14 protein-coding genes are annotated in these 17,590 nt (G+C 61.4%); 7 read left to right on the top strand and 7 right to left on the bottom strand.

Going from position 1 to position 17,590, the window contains the following annotated elements:
- The first annotated feature begins 177 nt into the window (after positions 1–177).
- Complete coding sequence (polA, locus tag QNI87_RS13030) at positions 178–3,009, top strand: DNA polymerase I (protein WP_300597180.1); 2,832 nt, start codon at positions 178–180, stop codon at positions 3,007–3,009.
- Between the two features lie 13 nt (positions 3,010–3,022).
- On the opposite strand, the gene QNI87_RS13035 is transcribed toward polA, so the two are convergent.
- Positions 3,023–5,332 (bottom strand): CDC48 family AAA ATPase, encoded by a 2,310-nt coding sequence (locus tag QNI87_RS13035; protein ID WP_300597182.1) that lies wholly within the window; start codon positions 5,330–5,332, stop codon positions 3,023–3,025.
- 536 nt (positions 5,333–5,868) lie between these two features.
- Here QNI87_RS13035 and QNI87_RS13040 point away from each other — a divergent pair.
- The 6 genes from QNI87_RS13040 to QNI87_RS13065 all read left to right on the top strand — a co-directional run bounded on the left by QNI87_RS13040 (position 5,869) and on the right by QNI87_RS13065 (position 10,169).
- Positions 5,869–6,591, top strand: coding sequence for a CoA transferase subunit A (locus tag QNI87_RS13040; protein ID WP_300597184.1), 723 nt, complete (start codon positions 5,869–5,871; stop codon positions 6,589–6,591).
- Positions 6,591–6,929, top strand: coding sequence for a DUF5076 domain-containing protein (locus QNI87_RS13045; RefSeq protein WP_300597186.1), 339 nt, complete (start codon positions 6,591–6,593; stop codon positions 6,927–6,929). Before QNI87_RS13040 ends, QNI87_RS13045 begins: the two co-directional genes overlap by 1 nt.
- Positions 6,916–7,806 carry a hypothetical protein gene (locus QNI87_RS13050; RefSeq protein ID WP_300597188.1) on the top strand — a complete coding sequence of 297 codons (891 nt, stop codon included), beginning with the start codon at positions 6,916–6,918 and terminating at the stop codon, positions 7,804–7,806. Before QNI87_RS13045 ends, QNI87_RS13050 begins: the two co-directional genes overlap by 14 nt.
- Entirely contained in the window at positions 7,803–8,465 is a 663-nt protein-coding gene (locus tag QNI87_RS13055; protein ID WP_300597191.1) for a CoA transferase subunit B, read from the top strand. Before QNI87_RS13050 ends, QNI87_RS13055 begins: the two co-directional genes overlap by 4 nt.
- Positions 8,466–8,526: 61 nt before the next feature.
- Positions 8,527–8,997: a DUF2269 family protein gene (locus QNI87_RS13060; RefSeq protein ID WP_300597194.1), complete on the top strand. Its 471-nt coding sequence runs from the start codon at positions 8,527–8,529 to the stop codon at positions 8,995–8,997.
- An 8-nt stretch (positions 8,998–9,005) separates the two neighbouring features.
- Entirely contained in the window at positions 9,006–10,169 is a 1,164-nt protein-coding gene (locus tag QNI87_RS13065) for a CoA transferase (RefSeq protein ID WP_300597197.1), read from the top strand.
- A gap of 2 nt (positions 10,170–10,171) precedes the next feature.
- Here the strand turns inward: QNI87_RS13065 and QNI87_RS13070 are convergent, their stop codons facing one another.
- The 6 genes from QNI87_RS13070 to prfA form a co-directional block, all read right to left on the bottom strand.
- A complete protein-coding gene (locus QNI87_RS13070) occupies positions 10,172–11,335 on the bottom strand; it encodes a DUF418 domain-containing protein (protein ID WP_300597199.1) in 1,164 nt (387 codons plus the stop codon).
- Between the two features lie 36 nt (positions 11,336–11,371).
- Positions 11,372–12,619: a methionine adenosyltransferase gene (gene metK / locus QNI87_RS13075; protein WP_300597201.1), complete on the bottom strand. Its 1,248-nt coding sequence runs from the start codon at positions 12,617–12,619 to the stop codon at positions 11,372–11,374.
- 73 nt (positions 12,620–12,692) lie between these two features.
- A complete protein-coding gene (lnt, locus tag QNI87_RS13080; RefSeq protein WP_300597203.1) occupies positions 12,693–14,354 on the bottom strand; it encodes an apolipoprotein N-acyltransferase in 1,662 nt (553 codons plus the stop codon).
- 44 nt (positions 14,355–14,398) lie between these two features.
- The gene (locus QNI87_RS13085; RefSeq protein ID WP_300597205.1) at positions 14,399–15,043 is read right to left on the bottom strand and encodes a DUF4167 domain-containing protein; all 645 of its coding nucleotides are present in this window, start codon (positions 15,041–15,043) and stop codon (positions 14,399–14,401) included.
- A 282-nt stretch (positions 15,044–15,325) separates the two neighbouring features.
- Positions 15,326–16,165, bottom strand: a complete 840-nt coding sequence (gene prmC, locus QNI87_RS13090; protein WP_300597206.1) for a peptide chain release factor N(5)-glutamine methyltransferase — start codon at positions 16,163–16,165, stop codon at positions 15,326–15,328.
- Complete coding sequence (gene prfA / locus QNI87_RS13095) at positions 16,162–17,229, bottom strand: peptide chain release factor 1 (protein WP_300597208.1); 1,068 nt, start codon at positions 17,227–17,229, stop codon at positions 16,162–16,164. The genes prmC and prfA overlap by 4 nt, the downstream gene beginning before the upstream one ends.
- Positions 17,230–17,590: the final 361 nt, after the last annotated feature.

Raw genomic sequence — 17,590 nt, forward strand, 5'->3', positions numbered from 1 at the left:
TGGCCGAAATGTGGCAAATCAAGGTGAATGACGCCTCGCACGCTGCGGTTCGCCACATTTACGCCACACTTGAACCAAGTTGATACACGCCCCAACAGTGCGCTCTCGGATGTGTTTTATCAACTTACGCGCACGAAACGCTACCTTGCCACTGGGCGCAATGCTAGCACGCCGCGCATGGCCCAGCAGCAGCATCTCTACCTCGTCGATGGTTCGTCCTATATCTTTCGCGCCTATCACCGGCTTCCCCCTCTGACCAATCCGGAGGGGACCCCGGTCGGCGCGGTGTACGGCTACACCACGATGCTGTGGAAGCTCGCCGATGATCTCGACCAGGCCGAAGGGCCCACGCACATGGCGGTCATCCTCGACAAGGATTCGACCAGCTTTCGCAACGATATCTATTCCGAATACAAGGCCAATCGACCCGAACCCCCCGAAGACCTGCGCCCGCAATTCCCTCTAATCCGCGACGCGACGCGCGCCTTCAGCCTGCCCTGCATCGAAGAACAGGGACTGGAGGCCGACGATCTCATCGCTTCCTACGCTCGCGAAGCGCAGCGGCAGGGGTGGAACGTCACGATCGTTTCTTCGGACAAGGATCTGATGCAACTTGTCGGGGAGGAGGGCGGCGCGCGCATCGACATGCTCGATACGATGAAGTCGGCGCGCATCTATATCGACGAGGTGGAGGAAAAGTTCGGCGTCAAACCCGAGCTGGTTGGCGATGTCCTCGCGCTGATGGGCGATAGCGTGGACAACATTCCGGGCATCTACGGCGTTGGCCCCAAGACCGCATCCAAGCTCATTGCCGAACACGGGTCCCTGACCGCCGCGCTCGACCAGGCGCCCGACATGAAGAAGTCCAAGCTCAAGGAGCGCCTCATCGAAGGGCGCGAGGACGCCGAGATGAGCCGGGTGCTGGTCACGCTGAAGGAGGACTGCGATCTTCCCGTCCCGCTCGAAGAGATGAAGCTGTCGGCGATCCCGGAAGAGCCGCTCGCCGCTTTCCTGCAAGCGCACGGCTTCACCTCCCTGCTCAAGCGGCTCGGCAATGGCGCGGGCAGCCCAGAGCGGCCCAACAACCTTAACCCCGCCAAGCCAAGCGTTCGCCGCGACGCCGGCGATGAGAGCGGTAACCGTCAGCCGCTGCCCGAGATGCCGAAGATCGATCGCAGCGCCTACACAACCGTTCAGACCCTCGACGCGCTGTGCGACTGGATCGCGCGAGCCACCGCCGCGCGGCTGGTGGCTGTCGACACGGAAACCTCCTCGCTCGACGCCATGCAGGCCGAGCTTGTCGGCGTCAGTCTTGCGCTTGGCCCGAACGAGGCGTGCTACATTCCGCTTGCGCATGGCGGCAGCGACATGTTCGATGAGAAGCCCGAACAGATTGACCGGGACGCGGCGCTTGAGGCGCTGAGGCCCCTGCTGTCGGATGACGCGGTGCTCAAAGTCTTCCAGAACGGCAAGTACGACCTGAACGTGCTCGATCGTTGCGGCGTCGATGTAGCTCCGATCGAAGACACGATGGTGATGAGCTTCGCCCTCGACGCCGGGCGTGGGGAAGGAATGGGCGGGGGGCACGGAATGGACGAGCTTTCCGAACGCCACCTTGGTCACACACCGCTCGCGTTCAAGGACGTGTGCGGCACCGGCAAAAAGGCGATTCCCTTCGGCGAGGTTCCGCTGGACCGCGCGACCGAATACGCGGCCGAAGACGCCGACGTGACCCTGCGGCTGTACCGCATGCTCAAACCGCGCCTTTCCGAGGAGGGCGGGACGCGGATCTATGAACGGGTCGACCGCCCCTTGATTCCCGTGGTCGCCCGGATGGAGCGCGAGGGGATCAAGGTCGATCGCGCGCAGCTTTCCCGGCTGTCGGAGGAGTTCGCAACAACCACCGCCGGGCTCGAAAAGGAAATCCACGAAATCGCCGGACAGGAATTTGCTGTGGGAAGCCCCAAGCAGCTGGGTGAGATCCTGTTCGACAAGATGGGTTTCAAAGGCGGCAAGAAAGGCAAGAGCGGTGCCTATTCAACCGACCATTCGGTGCTTGAAAAGCTCGCGGGCGATGGCGCCGGGATTGCGAAGAAGGTGCTCGAATGGCGGCACCTTTCGAAACTGAAATCGACCTACACCGACGCGCTGCAGAACCAGATTAATCCGAACACCGGGCGGGTTCACACGAGCTACTCGCTCGTCGGGGCGCAGACGGGTCGGCTGTCTTCGACCGACCCCAACCTTCAAAATATCCCGATTCGAACGGATATCGGGCGCACCATCCGCCAGGCCTTTGTTCCCGAGCCGGGCAACACGCTGCTCGCCGCGGACTATTCCCAGATCGAGCTACGGTTGGCGGCGCACATGGCCGATGTCGACACGCTAAAGGACGCGTTCGAAAAGGGCGAGGACATTCACGCGCGCACCGCGACCGAGATGTTCGGTGAGGTCACCCGCGACACCCGCGCACGGGCAAAAACGATCAACTTCGCGATCCTCTACGGCATATCACGCTGGGGTCTCGCCGGTCGGCTGGAAGTCGAGCCCGACGAGGCGCAGGACATGATCGATACCTACTTTCAGCGCTTCCCAGGCATTCAGCGCTATATCATGGAGACCCTAGAAACCGTGCGCGAGCGTGGCTATTCCGAGACGCTTTTCGGACGCAAGACGTGGTTCCCCCGGATCAAATCGAAGAACCAGGCTGAGCGTCAAGGGTCCGAACGCGCCGCGATCAACGCGCCGATCCAGGGCACGAGCGCCGATATCATCAAGCGCGCCATGGTTCGCATGCTGCCCGCTTTGCGCGATGCGGGGCTGAGTGAAGTGCGCATGCTGCTCCAAGTGCACGATGAACTGGTGTTCGAACTGCCGCAGGGGGATGTCGCCGCCGCCTCGCCCATTATTGAACGGGTGATGGTCGAAGCCGCCTTGCCGTCGGTAAACCTCGACGTGCCCCTGGGGGTTGATATCGGAACGGGTGAGAGCTGGGACGCGGCGCACTAGTCCGCGACCAGTCTCAGTCGCCGTGCTTTTTCGCCCGCTCCGGCTCAAGCCGCTCGGGCTCGAAAAAGCCGATCGGATTGACCTCGATGGCGCGCTTCTTCAGTTCGCCGCGCATCTTGCGATATTCGGCCTCCATTCGGGGCGTCACACTCGCGCGGCTGTCTTCCAGCGCTTGGTCGAAATCGAGCGCGGTCACCTTGGCAACCTCGCCGCCCACCCGCCGCAAGGCACCAAGCCCGGCCCGCCTTACGACATCTTCGAGGTCAGCGCCGGTGAAGCGATCGGTCTTGTCGGCCACCGCCGACAGATCGACACCATCGTCAAGCGGCATCTTGGCGGTGTGGATTTTCAGGATACGCTCGCGGCCCGGCTTGTCGGGCGTGCCAACGTAAACAAGCTCGTCAAAGCGACCCGGACGCAGCAAAGCCGGATCCATCAGGGCCGGGCGATTGGTCGCACCGATAACGACCACCGATTGCAGCTCTTCCAGACCATCCATCTCCGCCAGGATCGTGTTGACCACGCGACCCGTCACCTGAGGCTCTCCCTGTCCCGAGCCTCGGGCGGGCACCAGACTATCGATCTCGTCAATGAAGATCACACAGGGCGCAACGGACCGGGCGCGCTGAAACATGCGCGCGATCTGCTGTTCGCTTTCACCGTACCATTTGGAGAGCAGATCCGAACTCTTCATCGAGATGAAGTTCGCTTCAGCCTCCTTCGCGACCGCTTTCGCGAGCAGGGTCTTGCCTGTGCCCGGCGGGCCATAGAGCAGGAAGCCCTTGGCGGGCCGAATGCCGAGGCGCCGAAACGCATCGGGGCTTTTGAGAGGAAGCTCAATGCCCTCCTTGAGTTTGTCTATCGCATCGCCAACGCCGCCAATATCCTCCCATGCGACATTGGGAGCCTGTACCATCACTTCGCGCATGGCGCTGGGCTGCACGCGTTTGAGCGCCGACATGAAATCGTCCAGCGTGACGCACAGGTCGTCCAGCACTTCGGGCGGGACGGTCTGCTCATCAAGATCGAGGCGCGGCATGATCCGGCGGACCGCATCGATCGCCGCCTCGCGCGTGAGCGCGGCCAGGTCCGCGCCCACGAAACCGTGCGTGACGCGCGCCAGCTCTGTCAGATCGACGGCGTCTTCCAGCGGCATGCCGCGCGTGTGGATCGCCAGGATCTCGCGCCGTCCGCCCATGTCCGGCACACCGATCACGATCTCGCGGTCGAAACGGCCGGGGCGGCGCAACGCCTCATCGATCGCGTCCGGGCGATTGGTCGCCGCGATGACCACGAGATTTGCCCGGGCCTCAAGCCCGTCCATGAGCGTCAGGAGCTGCGCGACAAGACGCTTTTCCGCTTCCCCTGGCACCTGCGTCCGTTTGGGAGCGATCGAATCGATCTCGTCGATAAAGACAATTGCTGGAGAGGATCGGGTCGCTTCCTCGAAGACCTCGCGCAGGCGCTTTTCGGATTCGCCGTAGCCCGAACCCATGATTTCAGGCCCGTTGATGGCGAAAAACTCGGCGTCCGCCTCGTTCGCCACCGCCTGCGCGAGCCGGGTCTTGCCGGTTCCAGGCGGACCATGCAGCAGCACGCCCTTGGGCGGGTCGACACCCAGCCGCGTGAAGAGCTCTGGATAGCGCAGCGGCAACTCGACCATTTCACGCAATGCCCGGATCGTCTCTTCCATACCGCCAACGTCATCGTAGTTGACGCCCGCTCGCGGATCGCGCGGCTCCTCGAACTCGGTGCGCAATTCCACTTCGGTGGATTCGTCGATGTGGACGATCCCCTTCGGTGTGGTCGAGGCGACCGAAAGCCGAATTTGGGTCAACGCATAAGCGGGCGCGCGCAGCAGCTGGCGCACATCGCTTGGCATGTTTTGAACCGGCTGCTGGCCGGTCGTAGCCACGAGATCGCCCGCGACCAGCGGCTTGCGGAAGAAGTTCCGCTTGAGCGCCTGGGTTGGTCCCTGCAGACGCATATCGCGCTGCGCAGGGGCAAAGACGACGCGCGTCGCTGGCCGCGATTGCGCCGCGCGGACGGTTACATGCTCGCCCGATCCGGCTTCGGCGTTGCCGCGCTGAAGACCGTCGAGACGCACGACGTCGAGCGTTTCGTCTTCAGGATAAGCCGTCATCGCGATGGCCACGGTAGCCCGTTTGCCCTCGATCTCCACGACGTCGCCTTCGGTGATGCCCAAACGCTGAAAGACCGAGCGCGGCATACGCGCTATACCCTGGCCCGACTCCTCCTGGCGCGCGGGCGCGACTTGGAGGCGGGTCGAGCGGTTGTCCGCGGAAGGGGGAGCGTCGGCCATCGCCAAACCTTTCAAGCTTTCGCTTTATCGTTGCGTTCTCGACGCTAGCTAGGTTTGCGCGCCGCGTAACGCAATGCGCGAAGGCGTGGTAACCCAATTGTGGTTGCCGGTCCTGAGCCAGGGAAAGCCAAAAAAAGCCCGGCGCAGAGGCCGGGCTCGAAAGTTTGGGAGAGGATGCCTGAAAGGCACGATTGGGATATGTGGGACGGCGGATTTTTGTGCAAGTGCGAAAGCCGCATATAAAGTTGCATTGAATGCACCATTAGCACCCACTTGTTCGCTTTCGATCAAAAAAGCAGGACATAATCGCCTATAACTGAGGCATTTGCCTATTTTTTAATCACTCATGCTCTGTGTGTTTATTGCGGCGCACCATCTTCTGGATTTGAAGCTTTCGTCGCCAAAGGCTCTTGCGCTGTTCTAGTGGCGTTTCCCCATGGGCCACTGGTGACAGGCATCGACCAAGGCACTAGTCAGCGCAACATGTAGACCATCACCGGCCGGAAAACGGTCGCAGAGCAACAGGCAATTCGCTCATGTCCAAAATCTACCCTAACGCCGCAGCCGCCTTGGACGGCCTCCTTCGTGACGACATGCTCATTGCCGCTGGGGGCTTCGGCCTTTGTGGAGTTCCCGAAAGGCTTCTCGACGCAATCCGGGACAGCGGGGTCACCGGCATTACCTTTGCGAGCAACAACGCCGGGATCGACAACGAGGGCATCGGGAAGCTTCTACGCACCCGGCAAGTCCGCAAGATGATCAGTTCCTATGTTGGTGAGAACAAGGAGTTCGAGAGGCAGTACCTGGCCGGTGAATTGGAAGTGGAGTTTTGTCCGCAAGGCACCCTGGCCGAGCGCATGCGCGCGGGCGGCGCTGGTATTCCGGGCTTTTACACGAAGACGGGCGTTGGCACTCAAGTCGCCGAGGGCAAGGACCACGCCGAATTTCCGGACCCCGACGGCGTGATGTCAACCTACATTCTGGAACGCGGGATCTTTGCCGACCTTTCCATTGTAAAGGCTTGGAAAGCCGATGAGACGGGCAATCTGATCTTCCGCAAGACCGCGCGCAATTTCAATCAGCCCGCCGCCACATGCGGCCGCGTGTGTGTGGTGGAGGTTGAGGAGATCGTTCCAGCCGGGGCGCTCAATCCCGATTCGATCCACCTGCCCGGTGTCTTTGTGAACCGTCTGATCCTTGGCGCGCCATACGAGAAGAAGATTGAGTTTCGCACCACACGAAAACGCGAGAGCGCGTGATGTTCGGCAAGAAAGCACACCCGAATTCCATCGACATTGACGCCTTCGACTTTCTCGATGATTCGGTCGAGGTCGCCAGGCTCTGGGTCGAGAACAACGGTCCTGCGACGTGTCTGATACAGCCCGACCGGTTGGAAAAGCCCGAAATGTTCGGTCTGCTTCTTGTCGACACGATCCGGCATGGCGCAAAGGCGTATTCCCAATGCTATGACATTAGCGAAGAAGAAGCTCTCACACGCATCTGGGCTGGCGTCGAGATGGAGCGCGCGCAACACACGACCGAACTCGACACCATCCAGGACTTCCAACCCGATCCTGAGCCAGATGCCGAGACGTGATGTCATGCGCCCGGTCGCCACTCTCATTGCGCTCAGCGCCGGTTTCGTGCTGCAAGGATGCATCGCCGCAGCGGCCATCCCGGTTGTGGCAAGCGGAGCTTTGGTTCGCAGCCAGACCGATGGTGAGGTGGCGGATGTATCGCCACCCCAAAAGGCCACGCCAGTCGAGCCGCGCTTTGTCCAGCTCGCCGGCACCGAGGCGCAAATTGTCAGCGGGCATGCTTTCATTGGCGAAGCGCCCGCACCGGACGCCGCGCCGAACCCACAAGGGCAAGGTGATGCAATCTGGGGGTTAACCCGAATCACCGACTACGCACGCGGACTGATGGAGACAAGCCGGGCTGAGGGCGCGCCTGTCTCCGCCGTCCTTGCAGACCCATCGTCCCTCAGACCCGAGCGAGCGCGATGCGCCGGGACAACCCCGATGATCTTGCTCGACCTTGATCCCGCCGGTCGCCTGTTCGACGCGCAGCGCATGCCTGCCGCGTCGCCTCAGGCAATCGAAACGCTGCGAAGCTATCGCGAAGCGGGCGGTTTCATCGCGTGGATCTCTGGCCATTCAGCCATCGCCGCAGGGGACATCCGCTCAGCGCTCAAGTCCTCCGGACTCGATCCGGACAACGCGGACCAGTTGTTGTTGATGCGTTATCCAGGTGATCGCAAGCAGACGCGGCGGGAGGAACTTGCGGAATCGTCCTGCCTTCTCGCGATTGCCGGAGACGACCGCGCCGATTTCGATGAGCTGTTCGATTATCTCGCCAATCCCGACGCCGCGCTGGGGCTTGAATTGCTGATTGATAATGGCTGGTTTCTCATGCCGGCATTCAACGAGACCGAATCCTCTACCCTTCCTGCCAACGAAGAGACGCAACAATGACACAGACCGCAGCCCCATCAGGATGGACCCGCGACCAGATGGCCGCCCGGGCCGCGCGCGAGTTGCAGGACGGGTACTATGTCAATCTGGGCATCGGCATTCCGACCCTTGTCGCCAACCACATTCCCGAGGGAATGCTGGTGACGCTTCAGAGTGAGAACGGCATGCTGGGCATTGGCCCCTTTCCTTACGAGGATGAGGTGGACCCGGACCTGATCAACGCGGGCAAGCAAACGATCAGCGAACTGCCGCACAGCGCCTATTTCGATAGCGCGACCAGCTTTTCCATGATCAGGGGTGGCCATATTGACCTGACCGTGCTCGGCGCGATGGAAGTGGCCGAAAATGGCGATATCGCCAACTGGATGATCCCGGGCAAGATGATCAAGGGTATGGGCGGCGCGATGGACCTGGTCGCGGGCGTCAAGAAGATCATCGTGGTGATGGACCATACAAGCAAAGCGGGCGATCCTAAGTTCATTCCGTCCTGTACCCTTCCGCTAACGGGCAAGGGCGTGGTCGATATGATCATCACCAATCTCGCCGTCTTCCAGCGTCCTGACAAGACTTCTCCATTCAAGCTGATCGAGTTGGCGGACGGTGTCACGCTGGAGGAGGTTCAAGCGAAGACAACCGCCGCGTTCGAAGTGGCCTTGTAACTGGATCCGGCAGGCCAAGAACCTTTCACAACTGTGCTTGTCACGCTAAACCGACAGGCGGATGGGATGGCTCTACACGTTTAAGTTTCTCCATTATCTGGGGATTATCCTGCTTGCCGGGAACATCACGGTGACAGCCGTGTGGAAAGTCTTTGCTGACCGAAACGGGGACTGGCGGATCGTTCGCTTCGGCCAGAACCTCGTGACGGGGACCGATTTTGGTCTGACTATTCCGGGCATCATTTTGACCATGGTCGGAGGCTATGGAAGCCTATGGGTCCTTGGCTATTCGCTGCTTGAGCCAGCCTGGCTTTTATGGAGCCAGGTCATGTTTGTCGCAGCCGGAGCGATCTGGCTTTTTATCCTTGTCCCGATACAGGTGCGCCAGGCGCGGCTCGCCAATTCGTGGACGGATCAAGACGGAGTGACAGAAGAGTACCGCAGATTGTCACGCCGCTGGATCACGTGGGGCCTTATCAGCACCGTTCCGCTTTGCGTTGTGCTCTGGCTGATGATCGCCAAGCCGCTATAGCGTCAGACATGGTCGCCTGGCTCGATTCGCCGCGTAACCCGAACGCGCCGCTTGCGGGTCTCAAGGTGCTCGAGCTCGCGCGGGTTCTGGCCGGCCCGTTCGCCGGGCAGGTGCTGGCCGACCTCGGAGCGGACGTCATCAAGGTGGAAAGCCCCGAAGGCGACGGAACGCGCCAATGGGGCCCCCCTTGGATCACGCGTACCGACGCCGACGGCGTAGAGCACCGCGAGGCGGCATACTACCATTCCTGCAACCGCGGTAAGCGCTCGGTTGTCGCGGATTTCAACGCATCGAAAGACTTGAACGCGGTCGTCAACCTTGCGCGCGAAGCCGATGTGGTGATCGAGAACTTCAAAACCGGAAGTCTGACGCGGTTCGGGCTGGACTACCCCTCGCTTGGCGCAGACAATGAGGGCCTCGTCTACTGCTCCATCACCGGTTTCGGGCACAGTGGACCACGCGCGCACGAAGCGGGCTACGATTTTGTGATCCAGGGGATGTGCGGCTTCATGTCGCTCACCGGTGATCCACAGGGCGATCCCGTGAAAATGGGCATCTCAATCTCTGATCTGTCGACCGGCATCTGGGCTGCCAACGCCATTCAGGCCGCGCTGTTGATGCGAGCGCGGACCGGTCGGGGCCAACATGTTGACGTGAGCTTGATGGATTGCTCGGTTGCCCTGCTTTCCAACCAGGCAACCTATTATTTCACGACCGGCGAAAATCCGCCCCGCATGGGTAACGCGCACGCGCAGGTGGCTCCTTATGGCGTCTATCCCGTTCGCGATGGACATGTGATTTTGGCGCCAGCCAACGATAGGCTGTTTGCGAAGCTCATGAACATCCTTCGCCTCGAAGCGTTGGCCAATGACGCTCGCTTTCTCGACAACGCGCAGCGCGTGAAGAACGCTGCCCGGCTTGACGCGCTCATCAGCTCCGCTACGCGCGAATGGGAAAAGAGCGCCTTGCTAGAAGCTTGCCACGCTGCGGGTGTGCCGGGCGGTCCCATAAACGGGCTGGACGAAGTCTTTGCAGACCCCCAGGTGCAAGCGCGCGGGCTGCGAATGGAGCTTGGCGGGATAGCGGGCGTGCGCAGCCCATTCGTCTTTTCAGAGGCCGAATTGGCACTCGACAGGCCGTCGCCCCTGTTGGGCGAGCACGGCCCGGCCTAGGCTCAGGACAACAGGCCAGCGACGCCTCGCCAGGCTCGCTCGAATGGGCCTTGCCCGAATTTCCGCAGCCATATCGGCGAGAATACAAGCATCACTGCGATCGGCACGAAACTGAACAGCAGCGCCTCGCTGCGGCTGACCGTGCCGAACAGGCCGAAACCCCAACTGGCGAATAACGTGGCCAGAATGACGCTCGTCAAAAGGTAGTTGGTCAGCGAAAGCCGCCCTGCATCGGCAAGCACGCGCACGGGCAGGCTGCTGCGCGCAAACTGGAACAGCGCCATTGCAGCCGCCGCGTAGCCCGCTCCCATCAGAAGGTCGAGCGGCGCGGACAGCAGTAGCGAATTCTCTGCGATCGTCACGCCGGCATAGCCTGAAGCAACGGCCTCGTTGGCGTAGTAGATAAGCGCAAAGGCCGACGTCGCGATAGCCAGCGAAGCGACGATCAATAGCCTTGTGTAGGGCCATTTCGCCGCCAACATCCCAGACTTCCACGCAGCAAGTCCAACGAGCATCGAGGCAAGGTTCAGCGGAATACTCGCAATCATGACAATGGTCGTGCGCAGAAGCCTGTCAAGGCGCCGATCAAGCCGCTCGCCGAATGCTTCCTCGCCCCGCGCGTATGTGACCTCCAAACCGAAGGGGTGCGTGCCGAAATTCATCTCCCAGTACTGCGGCTTTTGCGCGGCTGCGTAGAATGTGCCGATCACAATATGCACGAAGATCAGCGCAAGAACGATGGCGATCAGATACCGGGGCCGCAGACGCATGAAGAGAGGAAGCGCCAGCCCCGCCAGCGCATAGGCCCGAAGCACGTCATTGTCGGCCAGCAGGATGCCATGCGCGAGGCCGATGCCGAACAACACCAGCATCCGGGCGTAGTGAGCGCGGTTCGGACGCTCGCCGCCGCGTTCCATCAAGATCGCCACGCCTGCGCCGAACATCATTGCAAACAAGGTGCGGAATTTGTCTTCGACAAAAACGAAGCTCACCCACCAGACGGTGTAATCGATGGCGCTGTCACCGCCCCAGGATAACGGATTGTAGTAGGCCTGCGATGGCAGTGCGAAGATGTAGACATTCATCCACACGATGCCGATCACGGCCAGTCCGCGAAGTGCGTCCAGCTCAATGATACGCCCGCGCTCTTGCTCCGTCGTAACCATATCGCGGGTGCTTATCAGGCAAATGCTATCGAGGCGTTAGCCTAACGCTGCTTTGAGGTCATCGATCAGATCGGTGCGTTCCCACGGGAAAAAGTCGCCATCAGCCGCGCGTCCGAAGTGCCCGTAAGCAGCACTCTTGCGGTAGATCGGCTTGTTCAGGCCTAGATGGGTGCGAATGCTGCGCGGGGTGAGGCCGCCAAGTTTGCCGATCGACTTGATCGCATCCTCAATGGCGGCATCCGTCACGCCGTGCGCGCAGGTGCCGTGCGTGTCGACATAAAGCGATAACGGCTCGCTAACGCCGATTGCGTAGGCAATCTGGATTGTGCAGCGGCTCGCAAGGCCAGCCGCGACCACGTTCTTCGCCAAGTAGCGCGTAATATAGGCGGCGCTGCGATCGACCTTGGTCGGATCCTTCCCGCTGAACGCCCCGCCACCGTGCGGGCTGGCCCCGCCATAGGTATCGACGATGATCTTGCGCCCGGTCAGACCGGCGTCGCCGTCCGGACCACCGATCTCGAAAGCACCGGTCGGGTTGATATGCCACACAGTGTCATCGGTGATGAAGCCATCGGGCAGAATGTCGGCGACGATTCCTTTGACGTAGTCTTTGAGCGCGGTCTCTTTCTCGCCTTCGTGATAACCGCTTGCGTGCTGCGTCGAGACGACGATAGCCGTGCAAGCAACAGGCTTGCCGTGCTCGTAGCGCAGAGTGACCTGACTCTTTGCGTCCGGTTCGAGAAAGGGAGCCGCGCCAGATTTGCGATCCGCGGCGAGACGCTCAAGGATCTTGTGGCTGTAATCGAGCGTGGCGGGCATGAAGTCGGGCGTCTCGTCGCACGCAAAACCGAACATGATGCCCTGGTCACCCGCTCCTTCGTCCTTGTTTGAACCTTCCGCCCCCGCATCGACGCCCATGGCGATCTCAGCCGACTGGCCGTGCAAGTGATTTTCGAAGGTCAGCGTTTCCCAGTGAAAGCCATCTTGCTCATAGCCGATTTCCGCTACCGTGCGCCGCACGGCGCTTTCGATTTCATCGCGCGCTCCGGGAGCCCAGTAATTGTTGTACTTCCAGTCCTCTCGCGACTTGTCATACATTGGCGTGCAACGAATCTCGCCTGAAAGAACCACCCGCTGCGTGGTCGTCATGGTCTCGCAAGCGACGCGCGCTTCGGGGTCCTTGGCCAGCATCAGATCGACAATCGCATCGGAGATCTGATCAGAGACCTTGTCGGGATGGCCTTCCGAGACGCTCTCTGAAGTGAAGAGATATTCTTGGCGCATGGAACCTCCGGTTAGTGGCCATCGAACAGTTGCCTTATGCAGATATAAGGAAACCTTTATGTGTCGCTGCGCACTAGCTGCGCGTTCTTCTGAGCGCAAGCAATCTTGGCACGCCCAGACCAAGGATTAGGGTCATTGCCGCCCAACCGAGCGGCAGAGCGTTACCCACTCGCGAGAAAAGGGTGGGAGTCCCCGCTGCGGGAACGACACCTTCAAGTGCCGCAGCTTCTCCCATGCCAATGCTCTGGCGTACAATCCCTCTTGCATCGATAACGGCGCTAATTCCGGTTGTCGTCGAACGCAGCACCGGCAAGCCCTCTTCGAGCGCCCGCATGCGCGCCTGAGCCAGATGCTGCGGCGGTCCCCAAGAGCCAAACCAACCATCGTTCGAGGGATTGAAGATATAATCCGGGCGTTGGCCGCGATCGACTACACGCCCGGAAAACACGATTTCATAGCAAATCTGCACACCGGCTTGGCCGTGCTTACCCAAATCGAGGGTTCGCGGACCGGAGCCTGGCTTGTAGTCGATGGTCCCGGCAACGAGGCGCGAGAGGCCGAGCGGCTCAAGAATGGGCCGCATGGGCAGATACTCACCGTAAGGGACAAGATGCGCTTTGGCGTAACTGTGTGTGATTTCTCCATCGCCGCGCAGCGCTATCACCGAATTGCGCGCGCTCACGGCGTTTCGGCGTCCCTCTACGACGTCGATATCAAGATTGATGACACCGGTCAGAAGCGTCGAGTTCGAGCCAATGACAGACCCAAGCCTTTGGCGAGCAAATTCGGGATCGCCTTGCAGCGTTCTCGGATTTCTGGCCGTCATGCGATCGTAGAAGATTTGGGGGTACCCGTCCTCGAGGTAGTCCGGGATCGCGCTTTCGGGCCAAAAGACAACCCGCGAACGATTTGAACCGGGCACGGTCAGACCGGCAATCCGGGCAAACTGCTCCTCGAATTTCGAGCCGTCGTTGATCTCATCCTGCGAGATCAGGGGCTGCACGAGTGTGAAGCGAATGTCGCTCTCCTGCAGCGGGGCGGTCGGCGTGTACATATTGAACGCGAGAATGGCCACCGGGATGAGCGGCGGCCACAGCTTGCCTTCCTTTAAACCCGCCGGGATCGCTCCGGCAAAAAGGACGACGAGACCCGACAAGGCGTAGGTCCCCAACCAAGGCAAGACCCGGGCGAGACCCGGTGTATCCCATCCCCCCAAAAGGATCAGGCCGAGCGGCGGCCAAGGATAGCCAGTGAAGGCCCAGCCTCGGACCCATTCGAAGACAATCCACGATCCCGCAAGACAAAGCGCAAACGCTCCGATGCCAGCTTCTTGCTGTCCCCAGCGCCGCGTCAGGGCATGCGCACAAAGCGCCGCGAGAGCGGGATAGGCAGCGAGATAGACGCAGAGCAACGGCACAGCTACCCAGCCGAGAAATTCGGGCATCTTGGCCTGATGCGTGAACGCTGTGGCAATCCAATTGTTGGCGAGCGTGAGATGAGCCCACCCAAAGAGCCATCCCCGCCACACAGCCGCACGCCATGTCGCAGCCTCGTAGAGCAGCGCCACGAACGCGGCGAGCGCTGCTATGGCAAGCCACCATAGATGGATCGGAGGATAGCCCAGCGCAGCGATCAGTCCCAGGAGGAAACTGGCGCTGGTGGGACGGTTGGCGCATGACTGCCAGACGTCCCGCGCGCCGGTTTGAAGGCGCGCGATCGTTGGGTGATCAGCCACGGTCAAGCGATCCAGCACGGCGGTACTAGACGCGTCCCACCCGCTTAAGTGACTGCCTCAAGCGCGTCGCCATCGTCGCTGCCCGATGAGTCACTTCCTCCGATGGCGGGGGGAAGGACCGCGGAATCGATTTCGGCGGGTTCGTCATCGCTGCGAGCGGTGTCACGCGGCTTTCGCCCACGCGGCGAGCGGGTCTCGCCTTTCTGACTGGCGCGGCGCCGGCGCGGCTTGCTTTCGGCGGTCTTCTCAGCGGTCTCGACGGGCTCGCTTTCCTGATCCGCAGCTTCGCCTTCGGCACCGATCTCGCCCTCAGCCTCATGCTCCTCACGGCGCGAACGACCGCGACGACCGCCACGCCGAGCGTCCGAGCGAGGGTTATCGCTTTCGTCGCTCTCGTCGTTGTCATCCGAAGACCGCTCGCGGCTTTCGCTGCGCTTGGCGCGGGCTTCTTCCTGACGCGCCTTGTTGTCGGCGATGACCCGGAAATAGTGATCGGCGAACTGGAGATAATACTCCGCCTGTACCCGATCGCCGTTGTGCTGTGCGTCCTGGGCAAGCTTCTTGTACTTATCAAGCAGCTGTGGCGCGTTTCCACGCGCCCGGCTGTCAATCCGGTTCATTTGATTGCCGCCAGCGCTCTGACTGCGATGACCGCGACCGCGGCGACGACTGTTGCGATTGTTATTCAAGGAAAATCTTCCTTATCCGCAGCCCGCTTTCCTGACCTGGCGCAAAAGCGTTCGACGCCACACGGCCATGGAACTGTCTAGGGCCCAAACTTATGCCGCCTTCCAGCAAAGAAACGCGGCGCGCATCCCGTCTCTTCTGGACCAAGGGGTCATGACCCTTCGGCCGGTAAACGCTCTGAAACGGGGCTGGACCTGGCGAAGCAGCGCCATTCGCTGATCGGCAGGTCTGATTCGACAGCTAGCGAGCCAAAGTCGTTTTGCCAAGTCCCGCACGCATTTTCCTCATGAAAGAACCAGGGCGCGTGGCCGATTTGCCAGATCGCGCCGAAGCGCAACCCGAAAACCCGCTTTTTCAGCCAGTTCGCTCACGGGTTCGGCCTGCGCACAACCGATCTCCAACACCGCCGCCCGGCACCCCATCTCGGCAATCGCAGGGATAAGCACACGATAATCGTCCAAGCCGTCCGGCCCTGCAAACAAGGCGTCGCGTGGTTCGAACGCTCGCACGCTCGGGTCGAGCTTGGCCCTCTCTTCAACATAAGGCGGGTTGGCGATGATGAAATCACACGGCCCCAAGTCAGAGAACCAGGACTGTCCTCCTTCGCCGACCGGACCGCTCCACGCCCGATGGAGGAAGCGCGCCCTATCGCCAATATCCAGAGCCGCAGCGTTGGCTCGCGCCACCCGCAGCGCGGCCTCGCATTTGTCGATGCCAACACCCTCGAGATCGGGTCGCTCGGCCAGGAGCGTGAGCAGCAAAGCCCCTGTCCCGGTGCCAAGATCGAGCACACCTCGCGCTTCAATACGCGAAAGCGCCTCGAGCGCAGCCTCCACCACGGTTTCGCTGTCGGCTCGAGGGATCAGCGTATCGCGCGACACCTTGAAGGGTCGGCCAAAGAACTCCTGTTGACCGACTATATAGGCTATCGGCTCGTGTTCCGACCGGCGCTCAACCCAAGACGCGAACCTCTCAGGAGCCGACTCATCGAGATGGCGCAGCAGCATTTCCGAACGCGGCATACCCAAAGCGTGGGCCATTAGCACTTCGGCGTCGAGACGCGCGGTATCGGAGGTTTTGCTCAGCCGCTGAGCGGCCTCGCAGATGGCGTCGGCAACCCTCACTGGGACAGCGCCGCCAATCGCTTGGCTTCGTCCTCGGCGATCAAGGCATCGACCACCTCGGCAAGGCCCGGCCCCGCGAGCACCTCTTCAAGCTTATGCAGAGTGAGGCCAATGCGATGATCCGTCACGCGGCCTTGCGGGAAGTTGTAGGTGCGGATGCGCTCGGAACGGTCCCCGGAGCCCACCATAGCCTTGCGCGCCTCGGCCTCCGCGCCCTGCGCTTCGTTCCTCATTTTCTCGAACAGACGCGCGCGCAGAACCTGCATCGCCTTGGCGCGGTTCTTGATTTGCGAGCGCTCATCCTGCTGCATCACCACAAGGCCCGAGGGCAGGTGCGTGATGCGCACCGCGCTGTCGGTGGTGTTGACGTGCTGCCCGCCCGCACCGGACGCGCGGTAGGTGTCGATCTTGAGATCGCCCGGATCGATCTCGACATCGACCTCGTCCGGCTCGGGCAGCACCGCAACGGTCGCCGCCGAGGTGTGAATGCGCCCACCGCTCTCGGTCACTGGTACGCGCTGCACCCGGTGCACCCCGCTTTCGAACTTGAGCTTGGCGAAGACACCCTGCCCGGTCACATTCGCGACGATTTCCTTGAAGCCGCCCACTTCGCTGGCATTCATGCTGACCGGTTCGATGCGCCAGCCGTTCTCCTGCGCGAAACGTTCGTACATGCGATAAAGATCGCCCGCGAACAGCGCCGCCTCGTCTCCGCCCGTGCCGGCGCGGATTTCGAGCATTGCGGGCTTGCTGTCCGCCGCATCGCGCGGGAGGAGCGCGATGGCCAATTGGCGCTCGCGCTCGGGAAGCGTTTCGCGCAGCTGCTCCAGTTCCTCTTCTGCCATGGCCTTCATCTCGGGGTCGGCGAGCATGTCTTCGAGCCCGGCGATCTCCTCGCGCGCCGCCTTCACTTCGGCTGCGATTCTGGCGACCGGTTCCAGCTCGGCGTAATCGCGGCTCGCCGCCACGAACGCATCGCCCTCAAGCGTGCCCGAGGCCATACGCGCTTCGAGTTCGGCGAAACGATTGGCGATCTGATCAAGGCGTTCGAGGGGGATTTGCATGGTCTCGGTCGTGAAGTCCTACAGGATGGAACACATGGAACACGGTCCTGAGGGTCAAAAGCTGGGGATGCTCGGTGCGTTCATGTGCGCGGATTAGCGTCGTTCTAGACAAGTAGGAAAGGTCTCTTGCCCCGTCATCCTGAAACTGGGTTTAATAAACTGCGGAGTGTCCGCGCGGATGGGCGCGGAACGCGCCCTGCCCTTGCCTTATTCGTCATCCCGGCCCCCGAGCCGCGATCCAGCTTCTTATGGAACCGGCGGACGAAAGGAAGCTGGACCCCGGGTCAAGTCCGGGTTTGACCGGGGTGTGCTGCATGGCCCTAAAAACCGTCATGCTGAACTCGTTTCAGCATCCATCGCC

This window comes from Erythrobacter sp., assembly GCF_030066995.1.
Classification (GTDB): Bacteria; Pseudomonadota; Alphaproteobacteria; order Sphingomonadales; family Sphingomonadaceae; genus Erythrobacter.